The sequence below is a fragment of the Chryseobacterium sp. genome (genome assembly GCF_022869225.1).
Lineage (GTDB): Bacteria > Bacteroidota > Bacteroidia > Flavobacteriales > Weeksellaceae > Chryseobacterium.
In genome coordinates, this window is record NZ_JALIHL010000001.1 from 1109983 (window position 1) to 1129276 (window position 19294).

Sequence of the window (19294 nt, forward strand, 5' to 3'; positions counted from 1 at the left end):
TTTTTAAATACCTTTTTGCTTATTTATTCTGTTCTTAACGCTTCTATCGGTTTAATTCTCGAAGCTCTGTATGCCGGCACAAATCCAGCGATCAATCCGGAGAAAATCAAGGCTATAAATGCCATAAAAATCGTACCCCATCCTACACTTGGACTTTTAATAAAAAACGCTTCGAGGCTGTCTCCCAGCAGATTTAAAGTTAAAACACCTACCCCTACTCCTACAAATCCTGAGATTACGGTAATCACCACACTTTCCTGAACAATCAGCGCTACAATTCCTTTTGGTTTTGCACCAATGGCTTTTCGCACCCCAATTTCTTTGGTTCTTTCTTTCACGATATACACCATGATATTACTGATCCCGATAATTCCTGCCAGGAGAGTTCCCAGTCCGATAAATCCTACGATAGCGGTAAGAACTGCCATAAATGTAAAGGTGTCATTCATATTTTTGGCATTGTTCCAGATACGGACTCCGTTCTCATCATCAGGAGAAACATTTTTTCTTGCTTTTAATTTATCTTTCAGCTCATCACCGTATTTGATGGCCTGCTCGGGGGTCAGTTTATCACTATAGGAAATATAAGCCGTGTTTACCGTATCAGAACCCTTTTTCATCTGCTGCAGAGTAGTGATCGGAACCGTAATATGTCTTTCATCCCTGTCTCCTCCATCATCTGAAAATACTCCGATCACCTTAAACATGGTTCCGTTAATATCCAGTTCCTTTCCTATGGGACTTCCGTTTTTGATAAGGTCCCTTTGAACCATTCTTCCGATAACGGCTATATTTTGTTTTCTTTGCAGGTCAAAAGAGTTAATATAGCGGCCATCAATTACTTTTCTGTTTTCGATGACCTGTTCTCCGGGCTCTGCTCCGTGTATCTGGTAAAGTCCGCTTTCTTTCCCGTATTTTACCATTAAATTGACTTCATATCTCGGGCTGGATGCGCCTACTTTTTCCTTATCTGTATTGACCAGGAAATCGTAGTCCCCATTATTCATGGTAACCGTACGGTCAGACTGTAAGCCTTTATAAGCTAATGTGGTTTTCCCTGTATAAATAGTGATCAGATTTTTAGCATCACCTGCAAACCCTTCAGAGAATGCATTTTGTAGCCCTTTTCCAATTCCGAAAAGCACAATGAAAATAAACAATCCCAAGGCCACGGTAAATCCGGAAAGTACTGTCCGGAGTACATTACTGCGGATAGAACTGAATATCTCCTGCCAACGATCTAGGTCAAACATTTTTATTAGTATTAAAAGATTGAAAATTAAAAGATTACAATCATTAAATTTTCAAATTATCTTAGTTTCAAATTCTCCAATTATTCTCTACAACACGATCTGCTTAATAAACTCATCGCTTTCTATAATCCCGTCCTTCAATATGACATTTCTCTTGGTCTGAGCAGCAACATCAGGTTCGTGGGTAACCACAATGATCGTTTTCCCTTCATTGTTGATATCCTGAAGAAGTTTCATAATATCATGGGTGGTTTTTGAGTCTAACGCTCCGGTAGGCTCATCCGCCAATACAACCTTTGGATTGGTAATCAGAGCTCTTGCAATGGCAACCCTCTGTTTCTGTCCTCCTGAAAGTTCATTAGGAAGGTGATTGGCCCATTGTGTAAGCCCTACTTTTTCCAGGTATTCCAATGCCTGCTGGTTCCGCTCTTTTCTGGGTACATTCTGATAGTATAAAGGAAGCGCTACATTTTCCAAAGCGGTTTTATAACTGATCAGATTAAAAGACTGGAAAATAAATCCCAAAAACTTACTTCTGTATTCTGCGGCCTTTACCTCAGATAAATGTTCAATCGGAACCCCATCCAATTCATAGGTTCCCGAATCTTTTTCGTCCAGAATACCAATAATATTAAGAAGTGTAGATTTTCCGGAACCGGAACTTCCCATGATAGAAACAAACTCACCCTCTGAAATATTCAGATTGATGCCCTTAAGAACATGAAGCTTGCTTTTTCCTGTATCGTATGACTTATGTAAATCCTGAATTACTAACATTAAGTGATCTCTGTTTTATACCCAATAAGTAGATGATATTTTCAAATTGTTACAAGAATGAAAATTTATTCAAACTTTTTTTTGTTTAATAATATAATCCTTTATTTATAATACTTTACAACAAAGTGTTTAGTTGTAAGTCTGCTTTTCGTACTATTTCTCCCCAATATTGCCTTCTAGCCTATTATCCGTGCTGGTTTCATGTAAATGTGGAAAACTTTTACAGCTAAAAGTCAGTCAATTAGTATTTACCTCTTTCAAAATCAGTTCTTTTTTTCGAACTTTGTAGTTAGATTTTGGTCAGAGACACAAACTTATCATGTGAATAACTTTCATTCGCAACCGCCAGATAAACAAAAAGTTATATATTTTCTGAACGTTATCCACAGAGATCTGAATTATTTTAATTATAAAGATATTTAATATGGGAATTTTTGATAAAAGAGTAAGCTATAAGCCATTTGAATACCCTGAGGTCCTTCAATATGTAGAGGCCATCAACAAATCATTCTGGGTACATTCGGAAGTGGACTTTACTGCAGATGTTCAGGATTTTCATTCGCAGTTGGAACCACATGAAAAGCACGCTGTGAAAAATGCGCTGTTAGCCATTGCACAGATCGAGGTGTCTGTAAAGACATTCTGGGGGAATTTATACAACCACCTTCCAAAGCCGGAATTCAATGGATTAGGATCTACTTTTGCAGAGTGCGAATTCCGCCATTCTGAAGCATATTCCCGTTTGTTAGAGGTATTAGGGTATAACGATGAATTCCTTAACGTTATCGAAATTCCTGCTGTAAAAGGGAGGATTGAATTTCTTGGAAATGCTTTAAAACATGCGAATTCCGCTACTCCTAAAGAGTATGTTTCAGCATTGTTATTATTCAGTATTCTTGTAGAAAACGTTTCTCTTTTCTCTCAGTTTGCCATCATCCTTTCTTTCACAAGGTTTAAAGGATTCATGAAAAATGTTTCGAATATCATTGCATGGACTTCCGTAGATGAGCAGATTCACGCTAATGCAGGGATTTATCTGATCAACAAAATCCGTGAAGAACAGCCGGATCTGTTAACAGACAGTGATATTGAAGATATCTACACCCTTGTAGACGAATCGATCGCAAGAGAAGGCGATATCCTGAGCTGGATCTTTGAATTGGGTGAGATCGACAACGTTTCGAAAGAAGATTTGCTCAACTTCATGAAGTATCGTGTAGATGACAGTTTGAAGAAAATCAACATGAAAACAAGATACAACATCACTCCTGAGCAATACAGACCTATGGTATGGTTCGAGGAAGAAGTTTTCGCCAATTCATTGGATGATTTCTTCGCGAAAAGACCTGTAGACTACACGAAACACGATAAGAGTATTACGGCAAACGATTTATTCTAAGAGCGAAAGCGCGAGCGAAGCGAGCGCCAAAGCCAATCATATTAGGATCATATCATTCCGGTATATTAAACCGAATAAGCCAATATCAACAAACACAAATATAAAAGATGATTAATGTAATCGTAAGCTACACTGTAAACCCTGAATTTGTTCTTACAAACAAAGCTAATATCCAAAAGTTTCTGGAAGATTTTAAGAATTTAGATGCTTCCATGTTTGAATACAAAGTTTTTGTAAAGGAAGACGGTGTTACTTTTGTACATTATTCAAACTACATTAATGAAGAAGTTCAGCATGAAGTTTTGAATGTTCCGTCTTTTAAAGAATTTCAGCAATTAAGAGATGAAAGTGGACTAAACGGTTCCCACAAAGTAGAATTTTTACAATCAATACTATAAAAAAAAACAAAATTCCGGAGTGAGAGCATCACGCCGGAATTCGAAAATATAAGATCTATGGAAGAGCAAAATTCAAATATATGGTGGCTCAACGAAGAGTCTGAGCAGATGTTGAACAGAGGATACCTGTTGAAAGGTGAAACAGTAGACGGAGCTATTGACAGAATCACCACTGCTGCTGCAAAAAGGTTATACAAACCTGAACTTCAGGCGGCTTTTAAGGAAATGATCACAAAAGGATGGATCAGCTTCTCATCTCCTGTATGGGCGAATATGGGAACGCAAAGAGGACTTCCTATTTCATGTTTCAACGTTCACATCCCGGACAGCATTGAGGGAATCACTCATAAAATGGGTGAGGTGATCATGCAGACAAAAATCGGTGGAGGTACTTCGGGATACTTCGGGGAATTGAGAAACAGAGGAACGGCTGTAACGGACAATGGTAAATCTTCAGGAGCGGTTTCGTTCATGAAGTTATTTGATACGGCAATGGACGTAGTTTCTCAGGGAGGAGTAAGAAGAGGGGCTTTTGCTGCTTATTTAGATATTGACCACGGAGATATTGAAGAATTTTTAGCGATTAAAGATATCGGCAGCCCAATTCAAAACCTGTTCACCGGAGTATGTGTTCCGGATTACTGGATGCAGGATATGATTGACGGTGATATGGAAAAACGTAAAGTTTGGGCAAGGGTTTTAGAAAGCCGCCAGCAGAAAGGACTTCCCTATATTTTCTTTACGGATAACGTTAACAGAAACAAACCGCAGGTGTATAAGGATCTGGGAATGGCAGTCAATGCAAGTAACCTGTGCTCGGAGATTATGCTTCCTTCTACAAGAGAGGAGTCTTTCATCTGCTGTCTGTCTTCAATGAACCTTGAACTATATGACGAGTGGAAAGATACGGATGCTGTAAAATTAGCAATCTACTTCCTGGATGCTGTGTTATCAGAGTTTATCGATAAAACTGAAGGCAACTATTACCTGCAGGGAGCAAGAAACTTTGCAATGCGCCACAGAGCCCTTGGATTAGGGGTTTTAGGATACCATTCTTATTTACAGAAAAATATGATTCCGTTTGAAAGTTTTGAGGCGACACAGTTCAATGCAAGAGCTTTCAGACATATCAAAGAACAGGCTGAACAGGCTTCAAGGGAGCTTGCCAATATATACGGAGAACCGGAAGTATTAAAAGGATACGGATTAAGAAATACCACAACCATGGCTATTGCTCCTACCACTTCAAGTTCTGCAATTTTAGGACAAACGTCTCCTGGAATTGAGCCATTTGCTTCCAACTATTATAAAGCTGGTCTTGCTAAAGGAAACTTTATGCGTAAGAACAAGTATTTAGCAAAATTATTAGAGGAAAAAGGGTTGGATAATGAGGAAACATGGAGAACAATCATGCTGAACCACGGTTCTGTGCAACACCTGAATGAACTTACTGCGGAAGAAAAAGCAGTATTTAAAACATTCAAGGAAATCTCTCCTATGGAGATTATTTCTCAGGCAGCACAAAGACAGCAGTATATCGACCAGGCACAATCCCTGAATCTTCAGATTCCTTCTACAATGCCTGTAAAAGATGTAAACTACCTGTACATCGAGGCATGGAAAAAAGGAGTAAAAACACTTTACTACCAAAGAAGTTCTTCTGTATCAAAAGAGATGATGGTGAACTTTGTATCATGTTCAAGCTGCGAAGCATAGACCCAAATAATAAATACACCATATCAACGAAAGCACGCCTTTTGGCGTGCTTTTATTATTTACAGCTCACTTCCCAACGATTCTTTCCGATATAAACAGTTGATCATCTCCAGTCTCTACATTTACAAAAAAGACCCGGAAAGAAAATCCGGGCCCATTGAAAAAGTTGTAAAGTAAAATAAAAACTGATCACTAAAAATTGTATCTAACCCCAAGCTGCGCCTGAAATCTTGATGCAAACTGATCAATTGTGTACGGTAATCCCGGTGTTTTAAAGTTATAAGTAGGATCTCCTGCTGAAGGCTGTCCTGCAGCAACATTGCCAACTTTTGTAAGTCCGACACTTGCCGTGGAATTGAAGGTATTCGGGACAAAATAAACTTTTCCCCAATCCTTATTCAGCAAATTGGTGAAATTGATTATGCTTAAAGAAATCTGGATATTATTCTTCGATTTCTCACTAAGCCTGATTTCATCCATAATTCTGATATCTGCCTGTACATTCCAAGGGGTAAAGTCGCCATTTCTTTCTGTAAACTTCCCTCTTCTTGATTTCAGGTAGTCATTATTGTTGACAAAATTTTCATAATCTGCGACCTGTTGCTGAGCAGATACCAGGACATTTCCACCTGCATCTTTAATAGGTACAATATATTTAGCCGCTTCAGCTGCATCTTTAAAGACATAGGCCAATCCCGCGGCCTGCCCCGTATTCGCAATCGTACTGTTCACAAATCCCCATGAGAAAGGGTTTCCTGACTGTGCGTTGAAATACACATTTGTATATAACCTGTTCGAATTAGAGATGCTAAACATATATCCTAAGTTTGCCACTACCCTGTTTTTGATTGCAAAATTGGAGGTTGTCAGCTTAGGATCGTTGGGAGTCAGGGATTGGTTCATCTGCCAGTTACTTTCCATAGAGTTTCTGATCCCGTTGGTAATATCCTTTGCATCACCATAGGTATAGGCCACAAAGAAGTTAAATCCAAAATCATATGACTTTGAGAGCTGTGCGGTCAGGTTATAACGGTATCCTTCCTTGGTATTGGAAAGAAGATAGGCATTGGAGAAATTGCTATTGATATTAGTAGTATAGACCGGCATTTCATGATTGATATCATAGCTGTAATAAGTAACATTATCCGTCTTATTGACCTGCTGGAATTTCAAATCATACAGAACCTTCGTATAAATACCCTCTAAGGTAAGTTTATAGCCTTTTAAAGTATAATCAAAAGCTAAAGAACTTCTCCATACCCTTGGCATTTTAAAATTGTTGTCAACAAGGTCTACCTGTACCTTGGAAGAATTCTGCCATTTCGGGAAATTTGAACCTACCAGCGGATCGCCATTGGCCGCAAGTTGACCCGCTGTCGGAGCATTATAATCATAACTTCCAAAGCCTACCCCGTCATTATAATATGCATACCCTAACCAGGCAAATGGAATCCGCCCTACAAAGATACCAGACCCTCCTCTTAATACCATAGACCTGTCTTCAGTGACATCAATGGTAAATCCTAATCTTGGAGATAAGGTCGGCTTATTTAAATAAGTATTGGTAAGCTGGTTCAAAGGAGTATAGGTATAGGTCTTCCCGTAATTCGGGTCTTGAGGTGAATTGGTTACTAACGGGCTCAATTGTGGTTTGTCAGGTAAATCCGTATAATCAACTCTGACTCCCGGAGATAATCTTACCCTTCCCCAGTTGATTTCATCCTGGAAATACAATGAAAGAAGGTTCACTTTATATTGGGCATAAGGATTATCAAAAAGAGTTTGTCTGCTGTCTCCGTTGAAAGGATAGGTACCTCTTATCCTTGCCGGATTGGAATTATAAAAGTCATCAAGACTTTTGTATGAAATCCTTCCATTTAAGGCATTTACAAAACCGTAATTAATATTATACAGTTCATTGTGGGTTCCTAATAAGAAAGTATGGTTTCCAGTTTTATAGGTAAGGTTATCCGTAATTTCAAAAGTTTTCTGCTTCATATTAAAAACAGTGGCCTCCCTGTCGTTCCCTAGCAAGATCGTTCCCCCCGTTATACGCAATTTCAACCTGCGGAAACATTGGATTTCCTGAAGTAGGATCCCTGTAATCATGAATAGATGAGTATCCCAATACTAAATTATTATTCCATTTATCATTAAAACGGCTTTTCAATTCAAGGGTTGTGGTAGAAGCGGCGTTCTTCTGAACGAAATCCATACTGGAGAATCGGAAATTGGCACCATCTCTCTCAAGATTGGAAGCCTGTGAAAACACCGTATTGTTTTTAATGGATAAAGTATGTTTATCGTTGATCTTCCAGTCTAACTTATTAAAAAGCTTGGAACTTTCCGAGAAGTTATTATACTGATTAGAGCTTCCTACATTAAAACCATATTTATTTCTTACGAAATCTGAAATCTGTCGGGCTACTCCTTCACTAACCAATGCATTGGGGTCACCGGCATTATAGAAAACAGGATCTGTCCTTTTGGTATATTCTAAATTGGTAAATAAAAACACTTTGTCCCTTACCACCGGCAATCCTACTCTTCCTCCATAAATGAAATCCGAGAAATCCTTCGGCATTTTGGAGTTGTCACCAACCCTGTTATTACCGGTAATGGTGGCATTTCTCCCATACACATACATCGATCCTGTGACAGCATTACTTCCGCTGCGGGTGACAGCATTGATACTTCCTCCAAGAAAATTCCCCAGCTTTACATCATAAGGAGCAATATAGACCTGCACGTCCTGAATGGCATCCAAACTGATAGAATTGGAACGCGTACTGCTTCCCGGCATTCCGGATGTACCGGTCTGCCCTCCCAAAGACGGGCTGAAGCCAATTGCATCATTATTGATTGATCCGTCAATCGTAACATTATTATAACGGAAATTAGTCCCGTTAAAAGAATTGTTGGCACTTTGGGGAACCAATTTAGTGACATCCTGAATTCCCCTGTTAATATTAGGCAATCCCGAAATCTGTGCCTGGCTGATCCCTACGCCATTTTTCACACTGGTCTTCTTAGAGGTAATCTTTACCTCATCAATTGTTTTTTCTTTGCTTCCGACGTCTACTACAGGTAAATCATTATTTCCTAAAGAAAGCTGCACATTAGGATTTTCATAAATAACCTGGGAGCCATCTGATATTTCGATCTTATAGGGACCTCCCGGCTGAAGGTTATCCAGGCTGAACTGCCCTTTGCTATTGCTTTTGGTTTCAAAGGCAGTGTTGGTAGGGAGATGTACTATCTTTACTGTAACTTCGGAAGAAATCCCTTTTAATCTTCCAAAAACTTTAGAACTGGTTTCCTGTGAGAATGCAAATCCAAAAGACAGTAAAGCAAAAGCACAGATAATTTTTTTCTTCATATTTTTATTGCTACGAAATCGGGAGTAAAATTAGAAGTCATAAAGAGGAAGTATGGTAACATACAATTAACATTACGTAACACAAAGTTTAACATTTCCTTAAAAAAAACTTAATATCAATACCCAATCTTCATCATTAATTTCTCGCTCTTCTATGGAAATCACTGAAAAAATGCTTAATTTTAAAAAATTAAAATCGCTTAATATGAAATTCGGACAAGTAGAAGACCCTTCAACCATAGATTTTACACTTCCTAAAGATCATCCTAAGACTAAAGAAATACTAGCTCTTAATAAAAACGGACTGGAGAATATCTCTATCGGATGTGCAAAATGGAATAAAACCGACCTTAAAGGTTTTTATCCTAAAGGAACCAAGGACGAACTGACATATTATGCCACTCAGTTTAATTCTATTGAGCTGAATGCCACTTTTTACGGAATGCCCACTCCTGATCAGGTAAAGACATGGAAAGAGAAGACTCCTGAAAACTTCAAATTCTTTCCTAAAATCACCAATACGGTTTCCCATTTCAGAAGACTTATTGATGTAACGGATCCGGTGACCCACTTTGCCTCTGCGGTCATCAATTTTGATGAAAAATTAGGAATGGCTTTTCTTCAGCTTCACGATAATTTTAAGCCAAAAGACTACGACAGACTTGAAAAATTTGTAAAAGAATGGCCTAAAGAAGTACCGCTGGCTATTGAACTCCGAAATACGGAATGGTTTACCAATGACGAAATTCTGAATACGACCTGTGAGCTTTTTGAAGCCCATAACATCACCAATATTATCGTAGATACTGCGGGAAGAAGAGATATGCTTCACATGAGACTTACGACCCCCAATGCCTTCATCCGTTACGTAGGGGCCAATGCCGAAAGTGATTATGAAAGGTTAGATGACTGGCTGAAACATCTAACAAAATGGAAAAAAGAGGGCTTACAAAATCTTTATTTTTTTGTACACCAAAATATTGAAAAAGCCTCTCCGTTACTGTCCGCGTATTTTATCAAAAAATTAAACGAAGAATGGAAGACCGATCTCCATATTCCGCAAATGGCAACCGAAAGTACTGGTACACTATTTTAATCAAAACAGATTCCCGCAGCTTCATTTTGACATAATAATCTGTTCATTTATAAAAACTTAAATAGACTAATTTTAAATTTCCCCTTCAAAAATAAATATAAGGGGAAAAACCTTTTCATATCATAAAATTTTATACATTAGTGCAAAATATTTCACACAACAGTGTATACTTAAAAACAAAACATGGAAAAGGAAATTTGTAAAATTAGTATCTCCACCAATTCGCTCAACGATGACTATATCTTTTATGACAACGGAACGATAAAAAGAATCTATGACAACCACAGTCTGAGTTCAGATGTTACTGAATGGCTGGAGCCCGGGCAAATCAGTAAACAAAGCAAAGATAAGTTAATAAAAAACTGCCCGGAAGAGCTTAAAGAAAAGATCATGCACTTCCTGGATTATCCTTAACGGAGGATCAGCAATGAGTAATAATTTGATCTTAATTACTCATTGCTTACCACTCTTATTTACTTTTCTGAGGAGCAATACAAGATTGAGAAATAAAAGCAGAAAATCCAGGGAGATCCAGATCCCCAGTTTTGCATTTTCATAGTTATAAGCATCAACCTGCTTTTTGGCAGCATCAGAAAGCTTTACACTTTGATTGATATAATTTTGTACTTCTACAATCTGATCAATATTTTTATTAGGAACAGAATGCTGGGAAAAATACACCAGATTCTTTTTACCCAGATACCCTACAATCCAATATTCGTCAGAGCGATCCATTTTCAGATATTCTATCCTGTAGTATTCCGGGCGTATTTTTCCGATATGCTTGGGTTCCAGTGTTGTGCTGGCTTCCTCTTTATTCACTTTGATCAGATAAAAATCCAGTGTTTGCGGAAGTTTATTCACGACCTGCAAGCCTACGGAGTTATCGACAAAGGAGACTGCACTTTTTTGAATAAACCAATAAGCAAAAGTTGAAATAGAGAAGACAACAGTGAGTACACGGAACAATTTCGCCCATTTTGCCATCCTTCCTGATTTTACTTTATATAAAACCAAAGAAAGCACACAAGCCCAAAAGATAACAAAAATGAAAAATACCATACTGCAAAGATACTGATTTCAGATTTTTCAGGAGAATCTTAGTCTACGTTCCATTCTTTATAGAACTGATCGAGAAAGTTCAGCATATAATCATGCCTCTCCTGAGCCATTTTCTTACCGCTTTCTGTATTCATTAAATCTTTCAAAAGCAGTAATTTCTCATAAAAATGATTGATTGTAGTACCATTTGATTTTTTATACTCCTCCTTAGACATAGTAAGATTCGGCTTAATTTCAGGATCATACATCAGGTTATTTTTGAATCCCCCGAAATTGAATGTTCTTGCAATACCGATAGCCCCAATGGCATCAATACGGTCAGCATCCTGCACAATTTTAAGTTCTATCGATGGATTCTGAAGGCCATTGCCTCTGTTTTTAAACGATATATTTTCAATAACAAAGAGAACCTTATCAATAATCTCATGGGAAACATTTTGCTTTTCTAGAAATTCCTTAGAAATTTTCGGCGCTATAGTTTCATCTCCGTTATGAAATTTGGGATCAGCAATATCATGAAGAAGGGCAGACAGTTCTACAACCTCTTTATTGCAGTCTTCCGTTTCTGCTATTTTACCGGCCAGCTTCCATACCCTTTCAATATGATACCAATCGTGGCCTGCCTCTGCTCCTTTCAGTTTCTCTTTTACAAATTCTACGGTGTTTTCAATTGTACTTTTCATTGATCTTTCAGTTCATTTAAAATAATATCCCAGAGTTTTTTATTATAATTTCTAAAAAAATTAACATGTCCTATTTCATTTTTCTCGGATTCGGAAGCTTTTACAAGTCTGTAGGTGGGGATAAGGTTAGGATAGGTATCATTCAATAGACTTAATACTCCTTTCTCAGTCAGCCATACATCATCTTCAGCCCGGATTACAAATACATTCTGTTTTAAATTTTTAGAATAATCATCCACTTTTTCCAGCAGTCTGTTGGTTGATTTTCTGTTTAAAATTAAGGTTCTCCAGTCATATGCACAATTTTTTGGAAGACTTTCTCCAAGTCCAAACCAATTTGCAGGGAAATAGCCTAACAGAGAGGTTGTTAATGGCTGAACAATTCCAAAGCCCAGATAAGCCTCCACTTTTGTTCTCAGCTTTAAATGGCCTACAAAAGCATTTTGAGTTCCTACAAAAATAAGCTCTTCAAATATTTCAGAATCCCTGTTCATTCCTAGAATGAGAGCTCCTACGGAATGCCCCAGACAATACTTCCTGTAGCCGGAAAACTTTACTTTTATATAACGGGTAAGTTCTTTATAATCCTTCGAGCCCCATAACCTCATAGAGCCGCTAAATCCCCTCATATTTTTAGGTTTAGATAGCCCAATTCCCCTATAGTCATAGGTAATAACTGTAAATCCCTGTTCAGAAAAATATTGGGCAAATGAGAAATATACTTGCTGCTTTACCCCTGTTGCAGAATTGATAAGCAATAATTTGCCATTGCTTTTTTCAGGTTTGAAAAGATGAGCTGTTAAAGAGACATAGTCTTCTGTGGTAAGTATTAGTTTTTCCATAGTATAAAAGAAAAAATCCACTATAAAAGTGGACATTTTCAATATATTTTTATAGTAAGTTTTGAACTTTTGATATGCCTCAAATAATTTTAGGAGAAGAAATCCGTCATTCTGGGCAGCCCTGTCTGCGAACCTTTTCCTCCGGACACTCTTGAGGAAACTTCATTTCCAAACTTCACACAGTCTTCAATAGAATTTCCATGGCAAAGGGCAATGGCAAATCCTGAAGTAAAAGCGTCCCCCATTCCCATTTTATAAACAGTAGTGTCTTTATCATTTCTGTAGTACTTCATTTCAGTACCGTCAAAATAGATCGTGGAATTGGTATCATCTCTTACAAAAACTTTGTTGAAGTACTTTTTAAGAACTTCTTCCCGCTGTTCTTCACCGAAAATAATATACAACTCGCTGCTCTTCGCTACAATAAAGTCAACATTTTCAATGATGGCATCGTTGATTCTCATAGCAGGAGAGGCATATAATCCCACTTTTTTGCCATATTTTTTGGCTTTTTTAACGGTATATTCCACAACATCCATGGAAACTTCAAGCTGTACCAAAATAAGATCAGCAGTGCTAAAGTACCGGTCTGCCTCGTCTATATGCTCTTTATTTAAATATTTATTGGCGGCAGGTACTACTACAATAGCAGCATTTCCTTCACAAGTTGTCACATAAGCTGTTCCGGTAGATTCTTTATCCGTTTCATGTACAAAACCTACATTCACATTCTCGCCCACAAGATTTCTCATAATCTGCTGTCCAAGCGGGTCCATTCCTACACAACCTATGAAATAAACACTTGCTCCAAGCCTTGCTGTACCCACTGCCTGATTGGCTCCCTTACCTCCGAAATAGCTATCTGAGTTGACAGCCAAAACGGTATCGTTCGGTAAAGGAAGTTTTTCGGTTTCTAAAACCAAATCAATTGATGAACTGCCTACAACAATAATTCTGGGTTGTTCTGAGGAGAATTTCATTGTGATTTATGTTAGTTTTAAGATTTATATTGAATGAAAATCGTTGAACCAAAAATAACTAATTTTAATTAACTTATTTCAATAAATTCAGTAATTATCTTTACCGGTTGCTGATCTCCATCATAGCCTATATAACTGGCATAAAAGCCTTCTCCATATCCTGTTTCAAAAGCAAATATAGTTCCGGGATGTTCATCTGCCGGCTTTAAAAAGGCATATTGGTCTATCGCTCCGTTTTCATCAAAGAAATGTTCATGGAAAAACTCTTCATAAATTCCCATAAAATCTACTCCTTTGCTATGATATAACTTTTGCTCCAGTGCATTAAGGTTATTTTGGGTATCCACATCCATCAGGCAGCCCATTCCGCTTTCTACAGGATATCCGAAAACTTCCTCTTCGGCAAGATCCTTAATATTTTGGCCGGCTGTAGTGGCTAGTTTCCAATCTTTGATTTCAGACTTACTGAAAATAATTTCGGCATACGCTACACAGTTACTTTCTCTTTCTTTATGTAGCATTACCTGGAAATCTCCTTTGGGGAATTCCGTAGAAAAAGGAAGCATATCATTAGTGATCAAAGGATCACAGGCCACCAGTTTCCCACTGGAAAGATAAATTTTCCCAACTTCAAAACTTTCTAACAACGGGCTTTCTACAAAGTCCTTTGAAAATAGCTTCTGTATGTTTTCTATATGTGTCATTGAATAGTAATATTTATTTTAGTGCCGGTACAGATGAAAATATCTGCGGACAAGTGCTCATAAAACCTTTGAGATTTCTTTTTTCACAATTATCAGAATAACTTCGATTTTGACAGATTGCCCATCCTTTCACCGGCTTCTCAAGTATGATTGCCTGATTTATATCATTAAATACATAAAAGAAGACTAGTTCAACCGGTCTTCTTTTATGGGCATAACTTTCAGGAAATTTTGTCCGACTGATATTGAGATCATCTGATCTCAATATCAGTCGGAACTCCTGTATAATAGGAATTATCAGAACATTTTAAAATATATACGAAATATTGTTTCATCCTATTTTAAAACGGCTTTGGCTCTGTTCAGCCCGACATCCCTATCAATGATTCTTTAGCTTATTTGAATCAATTATAAACTTTTAAGCTTCTCTTCCAAAATGGCAATTTTGTCAAGAGCATCTTTTTGTTTCTTACGTTCCACCTCTACCACTTCCGGTTTAGCATTGGCAACAAACTTTTCGTTAGAAAGTTTCTTTTCCACTGAAACCAAGAATCCTTTTAAGTATTTTAATTCTTCTTCAGTTTTAGCTTTTTCTTCCCCTAAATCTAAATTTTCACTTAAAGGAATAGAAACTTCAGTTGCCCCTACCAGGAAGGTAAAGCTTGGTTTGTCTGTTTTTTGTCCAAAATGGATCTCAGAAATATTGGCTAATTTTCTTACCACTGCTTCATTGGCAAATTCAGATGCATTGGTATATATTTCTACAGCCTCTCTTGGGGAGATCCCTTTGGTCTGGCGGTAATTTCTAACTCCGGAAATCAAGTCTTTTGAAGTCTCAAAGTTTTTAATTACATCTTCATTAAAGCTGTCCGCTTCTTTCTGCTGAGCAATAACAAGCGCGTCTTCACTATTTCTTTCAGAAATCAGCTGCCAGATTTCTTCCGATTGGAAAGGCATGAACGGGTGAAGTAACTTCATCAATTCCTCAAAGAAAAGAATGGTTCTGTTATACACTTCCTTTGAAATCCCTTCTCCATAATTCGGTTTAATTGCTTCAAGATACCATCCGCAAAAATCATCCCAAATTAATTTATAGATCAAATGCAGCGCATCCGAAATTCTGAATTTATCAAACTGATCGTTAATCTCAACAATCGTTTTGTTTAATTTATTTTCAAACCATTCGATAGCCTGGGTATCTGTAGCAATTGCCGGTTTATCTTCATGATTCCATCCCTGGATCAAACGGAAGGCACTCCAAATTTTCGTCATAAAGTTTCTTCCCTGAAGCATTAAATCTTCATCGAAAAGAAGATCATTTCCTGCAGCAGAGCTCAACAGAATTCCTACACGAACACCATCTGCACCATATTTATCCATTAATTCAAGCGGGTCAGGAGAATTTCCCAAAGATTTTGACATCTTTCTTCTTTGCTTATCTCTTACAATTCCTGTAAAGTAAACATTCTTGAACGGAACTTCTTTTCTATATTCCAGTCCTGCCATGATCATTCTTGCTACCCAGAAGAAAATAATATCCGGCCCCGTCACCAGATCAGACGTCGGATAATAATATTGGATATCCTTATTTTCTGGATCAAGCAATCCATCAAATACAGATATTGGCCATAACCATGATGAAAACCATGTATCCAATGCATCATCATCCTGTCTCAGGTTTTCTGCAGTGAACTCCTGGTTTCCAGTCTTTTGTTTAGCCAGCTCTACAGCCTCTTCTTTAGTTTCGGCAACCACAAAATCCTCATCTCCGGCACCATAATAATAAGCAGGAATCTGCTGTCCCCACCAAAGCTGGCGAGAGATGTTCCAGTCACGGATGTTTTCCATCCAGTGTTTATAAGTATTTTTAAACTTCTCAGGGTAGAACTTCACCTCATCATCCATTACTAAATCCAATGCAGGTTTAGCAATTTCAGACATTTTCAGGAACCACTGTACCGAAACTTTAGGTTCAATCACGGCTCCTGTTCTTTCAGAGGTTCCTACTTTATTTACATAATCTTCAGCTTTCAGCAAAAGATCTTTCTCTTCCAGCTCTTTAGCGATCTGCTTTCTTACTTCAAATCTATTTTTCCCGGCATAATGTAAACCATGCTCGTTAAGGTTTCCATCATCATCCAGGGCATCAATCATTTTCAGCTGATGCTTCTGCCCGATCTCATAGTCATTGATATCATGTGCAGGCGTAATTTTCAGTGCTCCTGTACCGAATTCAATATCTACATATTCATCCTCAATGATCGGAATCACTCTGTCTACGATCGGAACGATTACGTTTTTACCTTTCAAATGGGCATACCGCTCATCATTAGGATTGATACATACGGCAGTATCCCCGAAAATAGTTTCCGGACGTGTGGTAGCTACCGAAAGGAATTCTTCGGAACCTTCAATTTTATATTTAAGGAAATACAGTTTTCCGTTCTGCTCTTTGAATATTACCTCTTCATCTGAAATATTGGTCTTTGCTTCAGGATCCCAGTTGACCATTCTATACCCTCTGTAGATTAATCCTTTATTATAAAGATCTACAAAACTTTTGATGACCTGCTGTGAAAGTCGATCTTCCATGGTGAAACGGGTTCTGTCCCAGTCACAAGAACATCCTAATTTTTTAAGCTGCTCAAGGATTGTCCCGCCATATTTATTAGTCCATTCCCAGGCATGTTCCAGGAATTGTTCACGGGTGATATCTGACTTACTGACTCCTTCAGACTTCAATTTGGCAACAACTTTAGCTTCAGTAGCAATTGAAGCGTGATCTGTTCCCGGAATCCAGCAGGCATTAAAGCCACGCATTCTTGCACGGCGGACCAAAACATCTTGAATGGTATTGTTCAACATATGTCCCATGTGTAATATCCCCGTAACATTTGGCGGAGGTATTACCACAGTATAGGGTGGTTTGTCATTAGGCTCTGAGTGGAAATATTTGTTTTCCAACCAGTAATTGTACCATTTTTGTTCTGTTTCCTGTGGATTGTACTTTTCTGAAATCTGCATAAATTCTATTTCTTTGGCTTGCAATTTGCAAAAATAGTCTAAAGAAAAAAATTTTTAAGCATGAATTAAAATAATTTTTAACTTTGTTTCACAAAATTTATCTAACAAACATATTAACATTCAAGAATATGAAGAAATTAATCGCAGGAATTGCATTATTCGGAACATTTGCTCTAGCATCTGCACAAACGATCACGTTTGATAAAACTACTTTTGACTATGGCACTATCAAGCCTAATGCTGACGGTACGAGATTCTTTACAGTAACGAACACAGGTGACAAACCTTTGATCATTTCAAATGTAAAACCTTCTTGTGGATGTACCACTCCGGAATTTAGCCAAGATCCGATCATGCCTGGAAAATCTGCTAAGATCAAAGTTGGATACAACACAGCTCTTAACGGAGGGTTCAACAAAATGATCGAAGTTTTCTCTAATGACCCTGCCAACAGTAGAAGTGTAATCTACATCAAAGGTAATGTAGACGCTAATGCTCCTGAGCCAAAAGTATTGACTCCTGCTGAGCAGAAAGAAGCTGCAAAAGCTGAGAAAAAAGCTGCTAAACTAGCTAAAAAAGCTGCTGCAAAGTAAGCTCTACTCAAAAAAATAAAAAAACCGTCTCCATGGAGACTTGTGTGTGTGTGTGTGTGTGTGTGTGTGTGTGTGTGTGTGTGTGTGTGTGTGTGTGTGTGTGTGTGTGTGTGTGTGTGTGTGTGTGTGTGTGTGTGTGTGTGTGTGTGTGTGTGTGGTTTTTTATTACATTTATAATAAAGAGGGATCACAGATGCATCAGATTTTGAATGTAAGATATTGAAATCTGCATATCGTTGACTGAAGCCGGATAAATCGGATCTATGTATGAAATCAGACTAAGGCACAGCCCTATTGAATTTTACTAAAACATCTTTAATCTTTAATCTTTAATCTTTAATCTTTAATCTTTAATCTTTAATCTTTAATCTTTAATCTTTAATCTTTAATCTTTAATCTTTAATCTTTAATCTTTAATCTTTAATCTTTAATCTTTAATCTTTAATCTTTAATCTTTAATCTTAAAAAACATATGGACACCAATTTCTCAGATGACTTTCAGGTTAACGGAAAATTTTCAATAAAAAAAACAGCAACAACCTATAAAGGAAAGCTTACAAAGGAAGAAGGAGAGCAAATGCTCATCAATGAAAAAGAAAAGCTTCGCGAACTGCAGGAAAAGCTCTACGCAGACGGAAGCCAATCTCTTCTGGTGGTACTACAGGCCATGGATGCTGCTGGAAAAGACAGTATGATAGAGCATGTCTTCGGAGGAGTCAACCCACAGGGATGTAACGTGAACAGTTTTAAAACACCAAGTTCCAAAGAGTATTCCCATGATTTTTTATGGAGACATTATTTAGCTTTACCTCAGAAAGGAATGATCGGGATCTTCAACCGTTCCCATTATGAAAGTGTTTTAGTCTGTAAAGTTCATCCAGAATACAATCTCAGTGAAAAAACCTGGTCTTCGGTAAAAGACTTTGACAGCAAGTTCTGGGAAAACCGGTATGAAAGCATCCGAAATTTTGAAAAACACCTTGCACAAAACGGGACCACTGTTATCAAGATCTTTCTGAACGTATCTAAAGACGAACAAAAGAAAAGGCTATTGGACAGAATCAGCGAGCAGGAAAAAAACTGGAAATTCTCTGCCGGAGACCTTCCGGAAAGAGCTTTATTTGATCAGTATATGGAAGCTTATGAGACGGCCATCAACGAAACGTCAAAAGATTATGCTCCCTGGTATGTGCTTCCTGCTGACAGTAAGTGGTTTGCAAGGGTTGCAGCGGTACAGATTATTATCGATACTCTTGAAAAAATGAATCTTAAATATCCTACTCTTTCGGAAAAAGAAAAACAGGAGCTTATTGATGCCAAGAGCAGTCTTGAAAATGAATAATAAAAAAATCCTCAATACGTTAAATTGAGGATTTTTTTATTTCTGC

Annotated in this window: 17 protein-coding genes; 7 read left to right on the top strand and 10 right to left on the bottom strand. The window is 37.7% G+C overall.

What is annotated here, in order from left to right:
• Positions 1-23: 23 nt before the first annotated feature.
• Both MUW56_RS05205 and MUW56_RS05210 read right to left on the bottom strand, forming a co-directional pair.
• A complete protein-coding gene (locus MUW56_RS05205; protein WP_292012196.1) occupies positions 24-1253 on the bottom strand; it encodes an ABC transporter permease in 1230 nt (409 codons plus the stop codon).
• 87 nt (positions 1254-1340) lie between these two features.
• Positions 1341-2030, bottom strand: coding sequence for an ABC transporter ATP-binding protein (locus tag MUW56_RS05210; RefSeq protein WP_292012197.1), 690 nt, complete (start codon positions 2028-2030; stop codon positions 1341-1343).
• A gap of 424 nt (positions 2031-2454) precedes the next feature.
• Here MUW56_RS05210 and MUW56_RS05215 point away from each other — a divergent pair, with 424 nt between their 5' ends.
• The 3 genes from MUW56_RS05215 to MUW56_RS05225 all read left to right on the top strand — a co-directional run bounded on the left by MUW56_RS05215 (position 2455) and on the right by MUW56_RS05225 (position 5543).
• On the top strand, positions 2455-3429 hold the full coding sequence (locus MUW56_RS05215) for a ribonucleotide-diphosphate reductase subunit beta (RefSeq protein ID WP_292012198.1): 975 nt from the start codon (positions 2455-2457) through the stop codon (positions 3427-3429).
• A 107-nt stretch (positions 3430-3536) separates the two neighbouring features.
• Complete coding sequence (locus MUW56_RS05220) at positions 3537-3827, top strand: DUF1398 family protein (RefSeq protein WP_292012199.1); 291 nt, start codon at positions 3537-3539, stop codon at positions 3825-3827.
• A 48-nt stretch (positions 3828-3875) separates the two neighbouring features.
• Positions 3876-5543 carry a ribonucleoside-diphosphate reductase subunit alpha gene (locus tag MUW56_RS05225; RefSeq protein WP_292015380.1) on the top strand — a complete coding sequence of 556 codons (1668 nt, stop codon included), beginning with the start codon at positions 3876-3878 and terminating at the stop codon, positions 5541-5543.
• A gap of 192 nt (positions 5544-5735) precedes the next feature.
• Here the strand turns inward: MUW56_RS05225 and MUW56_RS05230 are convergent, their stop codons facing one another.
• Together MUW56_RS05230 and MUW56_RS05235 are read right to left on the bottom strand one after the other, a co-directional pair.
• Positions 5736-7541: a hypothetical protein gene (locus tag MUW56_RS05230; RefSeq protein WP_292012200.1), complete on the bottom strand. Its 1806-nt coding sequence runs from the start codon at positions 7539-7541 to the stop codon at positions 5736-5738.
• A 1-nt stretch (position 7542) separates the two neighbouring features.
• Complete coding sequence (locus MUW56_RS05235; protein ID WP_292012201.1) at positions 7543-8922, bottom strand: hypothetical protein; 1380 nt, start codon at positions 8920-8922, stop codon at positions 7543-7545.
• A gap of 205 nt (positions 8923-9127) precedes the next feature.
• Between MUW56_RS05235 and MUW56_RS05240 the strand changes: the two genes are divergently transcribed.
• The gene (locus MUW56_RS05240) at positions 9128-10018 is read left to right on the top strand and encodes a DUF72 domain-containing protein (RefSeq protein WP_292012202.1); all 891 of its coding nucleotides are present in this window, start codon (positions 9128-9130) and stop codon (positions 10016-10018) included.
• Positions 10019-10201: 183 nt separating this feature from the next.
• Positions 10202-10432 (top strand): hypothetical protein, encoded by a 231-nt coding sequence (locus MUW56_RS05245; protein WP_292012203.1) that lies wholly within the window; start codon positions 10202-10204, stop codon positions 10430-10432.
• Positions 10433-10471: 39 nt separating this feature from the next.
• Here MUW56_RS05245 and MUW56_RS05250 read toward each other — a convergent pair whose 3' ends face one another.
• From MUW56_RS05250 to MUW56_RS05275, 6 genes are all read right to left on the bottom strand, one after another.
• Positions 10472-11005: a hypothetical protein gene (locus MUW56_RS05250; RefSeq protein ID WP_292012204.1), complete on the bottom strand. Its 534-nt coding sequence runs from the start codon at positions 11003-11005 to the stop codon at positions 10472-10474.
• A 113-nt stretch (positions 11006-11118) separates the two neighbouring features.
• A complete protein-coding gene (locus tag MUW56_RS05255; protein ID WP_292012205.1) occupies positions 11119-11763 on the bottom strand; it encodes an HD domain-containing protein in 645 nt (214 codons plus the stop codon).
• Positions 11760-12605 (bottom strand): alpha/beta hydrolase, encoded by an 846-nt coding sequence (locus MUW56_RS05260; RefSeq protein WP_292012206.1) that lies wholly within the window; start codon positions 12603-12605, stop codon positions 11760-11762. The genes MUW56_RS05255 and MUW56_RS05260 overlap by 4 nt, the downstream gene beginning before the upstream one ends.
• 89 nt (positions 12606-12694) lie before the next feature.
• Positions 12695-13585: a PfkB family carbohydrate kinase gene (locus tag MUW56_RS05265; RefSeq protein WP_292012207.1), complete on the bottom strand. Its 891-nt coding sequence runs from the start codon at positions 13583-13585 to the stop codon at positions 12695-12697.
• Positions 13586-13653: 68 nt separating this feature from the next.
• Complete coding sequence (locus MUW56_RS05270) at positions 13654-14289, bottom strand: DUF4241 domain-containing protein (RefSeq protein ID WP_292012208.1); 636 nt, start codon at positions 14287-14289, stop codon at positions 13654-13656.
• 408 nt (positions 14290-14697) lie between these two features.
• The gene (locus MUW56_RS05275) at positions 14698-17313 is read right to left on the bottom strand and encodes a valine--tRNA ligase (RefSeq protein ID WP_292012209.1); all 2616 of its coding nucleotides are present in this window, start codon (positions 17311-17313) and stop codon (positions 14698-14700) included.
• Between the two features lie 128 nt (positions 17314-17441).
• On the opposite strand from MUW56_RS05275, the gene MUW56_RS05280 reads away from it, so the two are divergent.
• Together MUW56_RS05280 and MUW56_RS05285 are read left to right on the top strand one after the other, a co-directional pair.
• Positions 17442-17906, top strand: a complete 465-nt coding sequence (locus tag MUW56_RS05280; RefSeq protein WP_292012210.1) for a DUF1573 domain-containing protein — start codon at positions 17442-17444, stop codon at positions 17904-17906.
• 472 nt (positions 17907-18378) lie between these two features.
• Positions 18379-19248: a polyphosphate kinase 2 family protein gene (locus MUW56_RS05285; RefSeq protein ID WP_292012211.1), complete on the top strand. Its 870-nt coding sequence runs from the start codon at positions 18379-18381 to the stop codon at positions 19246-19248.
• Positions 19249-19294 lie beyond the last annotated feature (46 nt).

What these genes read in the sequence shown, in the direction of transcription:
- MUW56_RS05205 (WP_292012196.1), bottom strand. Translation starts at nt 1,253, where the DNA reads ATGTTTGACCTAGATCGTTGGCAGGAGATATTCAGTTCTATCCGCAGT.
- MUW56_RS05210 (WP_292012197.1), bottom strand. Translation starts at nt 2,030, where the DNA reads ATGTTAGTAATTCAGGATTTACATAAGTCATACGATACAGGAAAAAGC.
- MUW56_RS05215 (WP_292012198.1), top strand. Translation starts at nt 2,455, where the DNA reads ATGGGAATTTTTGATAAAAGAGTAAGCTATAAGCCATTTGAATACCCT.
- MUW56_RS05220 (WP_292012199.1), top strand. Translation starts at nt 3,537, where the DNA reads ATGATTAATGTAATCGTAAGCTACACTGTAAACCCTGAATTTGTTCTT.
- MUW56_RS05230 (WP_292012200.1), bottom strand. Translation starts at nt 7,541, where the DNA reads ATGAAGCAGAAAACTTTTGAAATTACGGATAACCTTACCTATAAAACT.
- MUW56_RS05235 (WP_292012201.1), bottom strand. Translation starts at nt 8,922, where the DNA reads ATGAAGAAAAAAATTATCTGTGCTTTTGCTTTACTGTCTTTTGGATTT.
- MUW56_RS05240 (WP_292012202.1), top strand. Translation starts at nt 9,128, where the DNA reads ATGAAATTCGGACAAGTAGAAGACCCTTCAACCATAGATTTTACACTT.
- MUW56_RS05245 (WP_292012203.1), top strand. Translation starts at nt 10,202, where the DNA reads ATGGAAAAGGAAATTTGTAAAATTAGTATCTCCACCAATTCGCTCAAC.
- MUW56_RS05250 (WP_292012204.1), bottom strand. Translation starts at nt 11,005, where the DNA reads ATGGCAAAATGGGCGAAATTGTTCCGTGTACTCACTGTTGTCTTCTCT.
- MUW56_RS05255 (WP_292012205.1), bottom strand. Translation starts at nt 11,763, where the DNA reads ATGAAAAGTACAATTGAAAACACCGTAGAATTTGTAAAAGAGAAACTG.
- MUW56_RS05260 (WP_292012206.1), bottom strand. Translation starts at nt 12,605, where the DNA reads ATGGAAAAACTAATACTTACCACAGAAGACTATGTCTCTTTAACAGCT.
- MUW56_RS05265 (WP_292012207.1), bottom strand. Translation starts at nt 13,585, where the DNA reads ATGAAATTCTCCTCAGAACAACCCAGAATTATTGTTGTAGGCAGTTCA.
- MUW56_RS05270 (WP_292012208.1), bottom strand. Translation starts at nt 14,289, where the DNA reads ATGACACATATAGAAAACATACAGAAGCTATTTTCAAAGGACTTTGTA.
- MUW56_RS05275 (WP_292012209.1), bottom strand. Translation starts at nt 17,313, where the DNA reads ATGCAGATTTCAGAAAAGTACAATCCACAGGAAACAGAACAAAAATGG.
- MUW56_RS05280 (WP_292012210.1), top strand. Translation starts at nt 17,442, where the DNA reads ATGAAGAAATTAATCGCAGGAATTGCATTATTCGGAACATTTGCTCTA.
- MUW56_RS05285 (WP_292012211.1), top strand. Translation starts at nt 18,379, where the DNA reads ATGGACACCAATTTCTCAGATGACTTTCAGGTTAACGGAAAATTTTCA.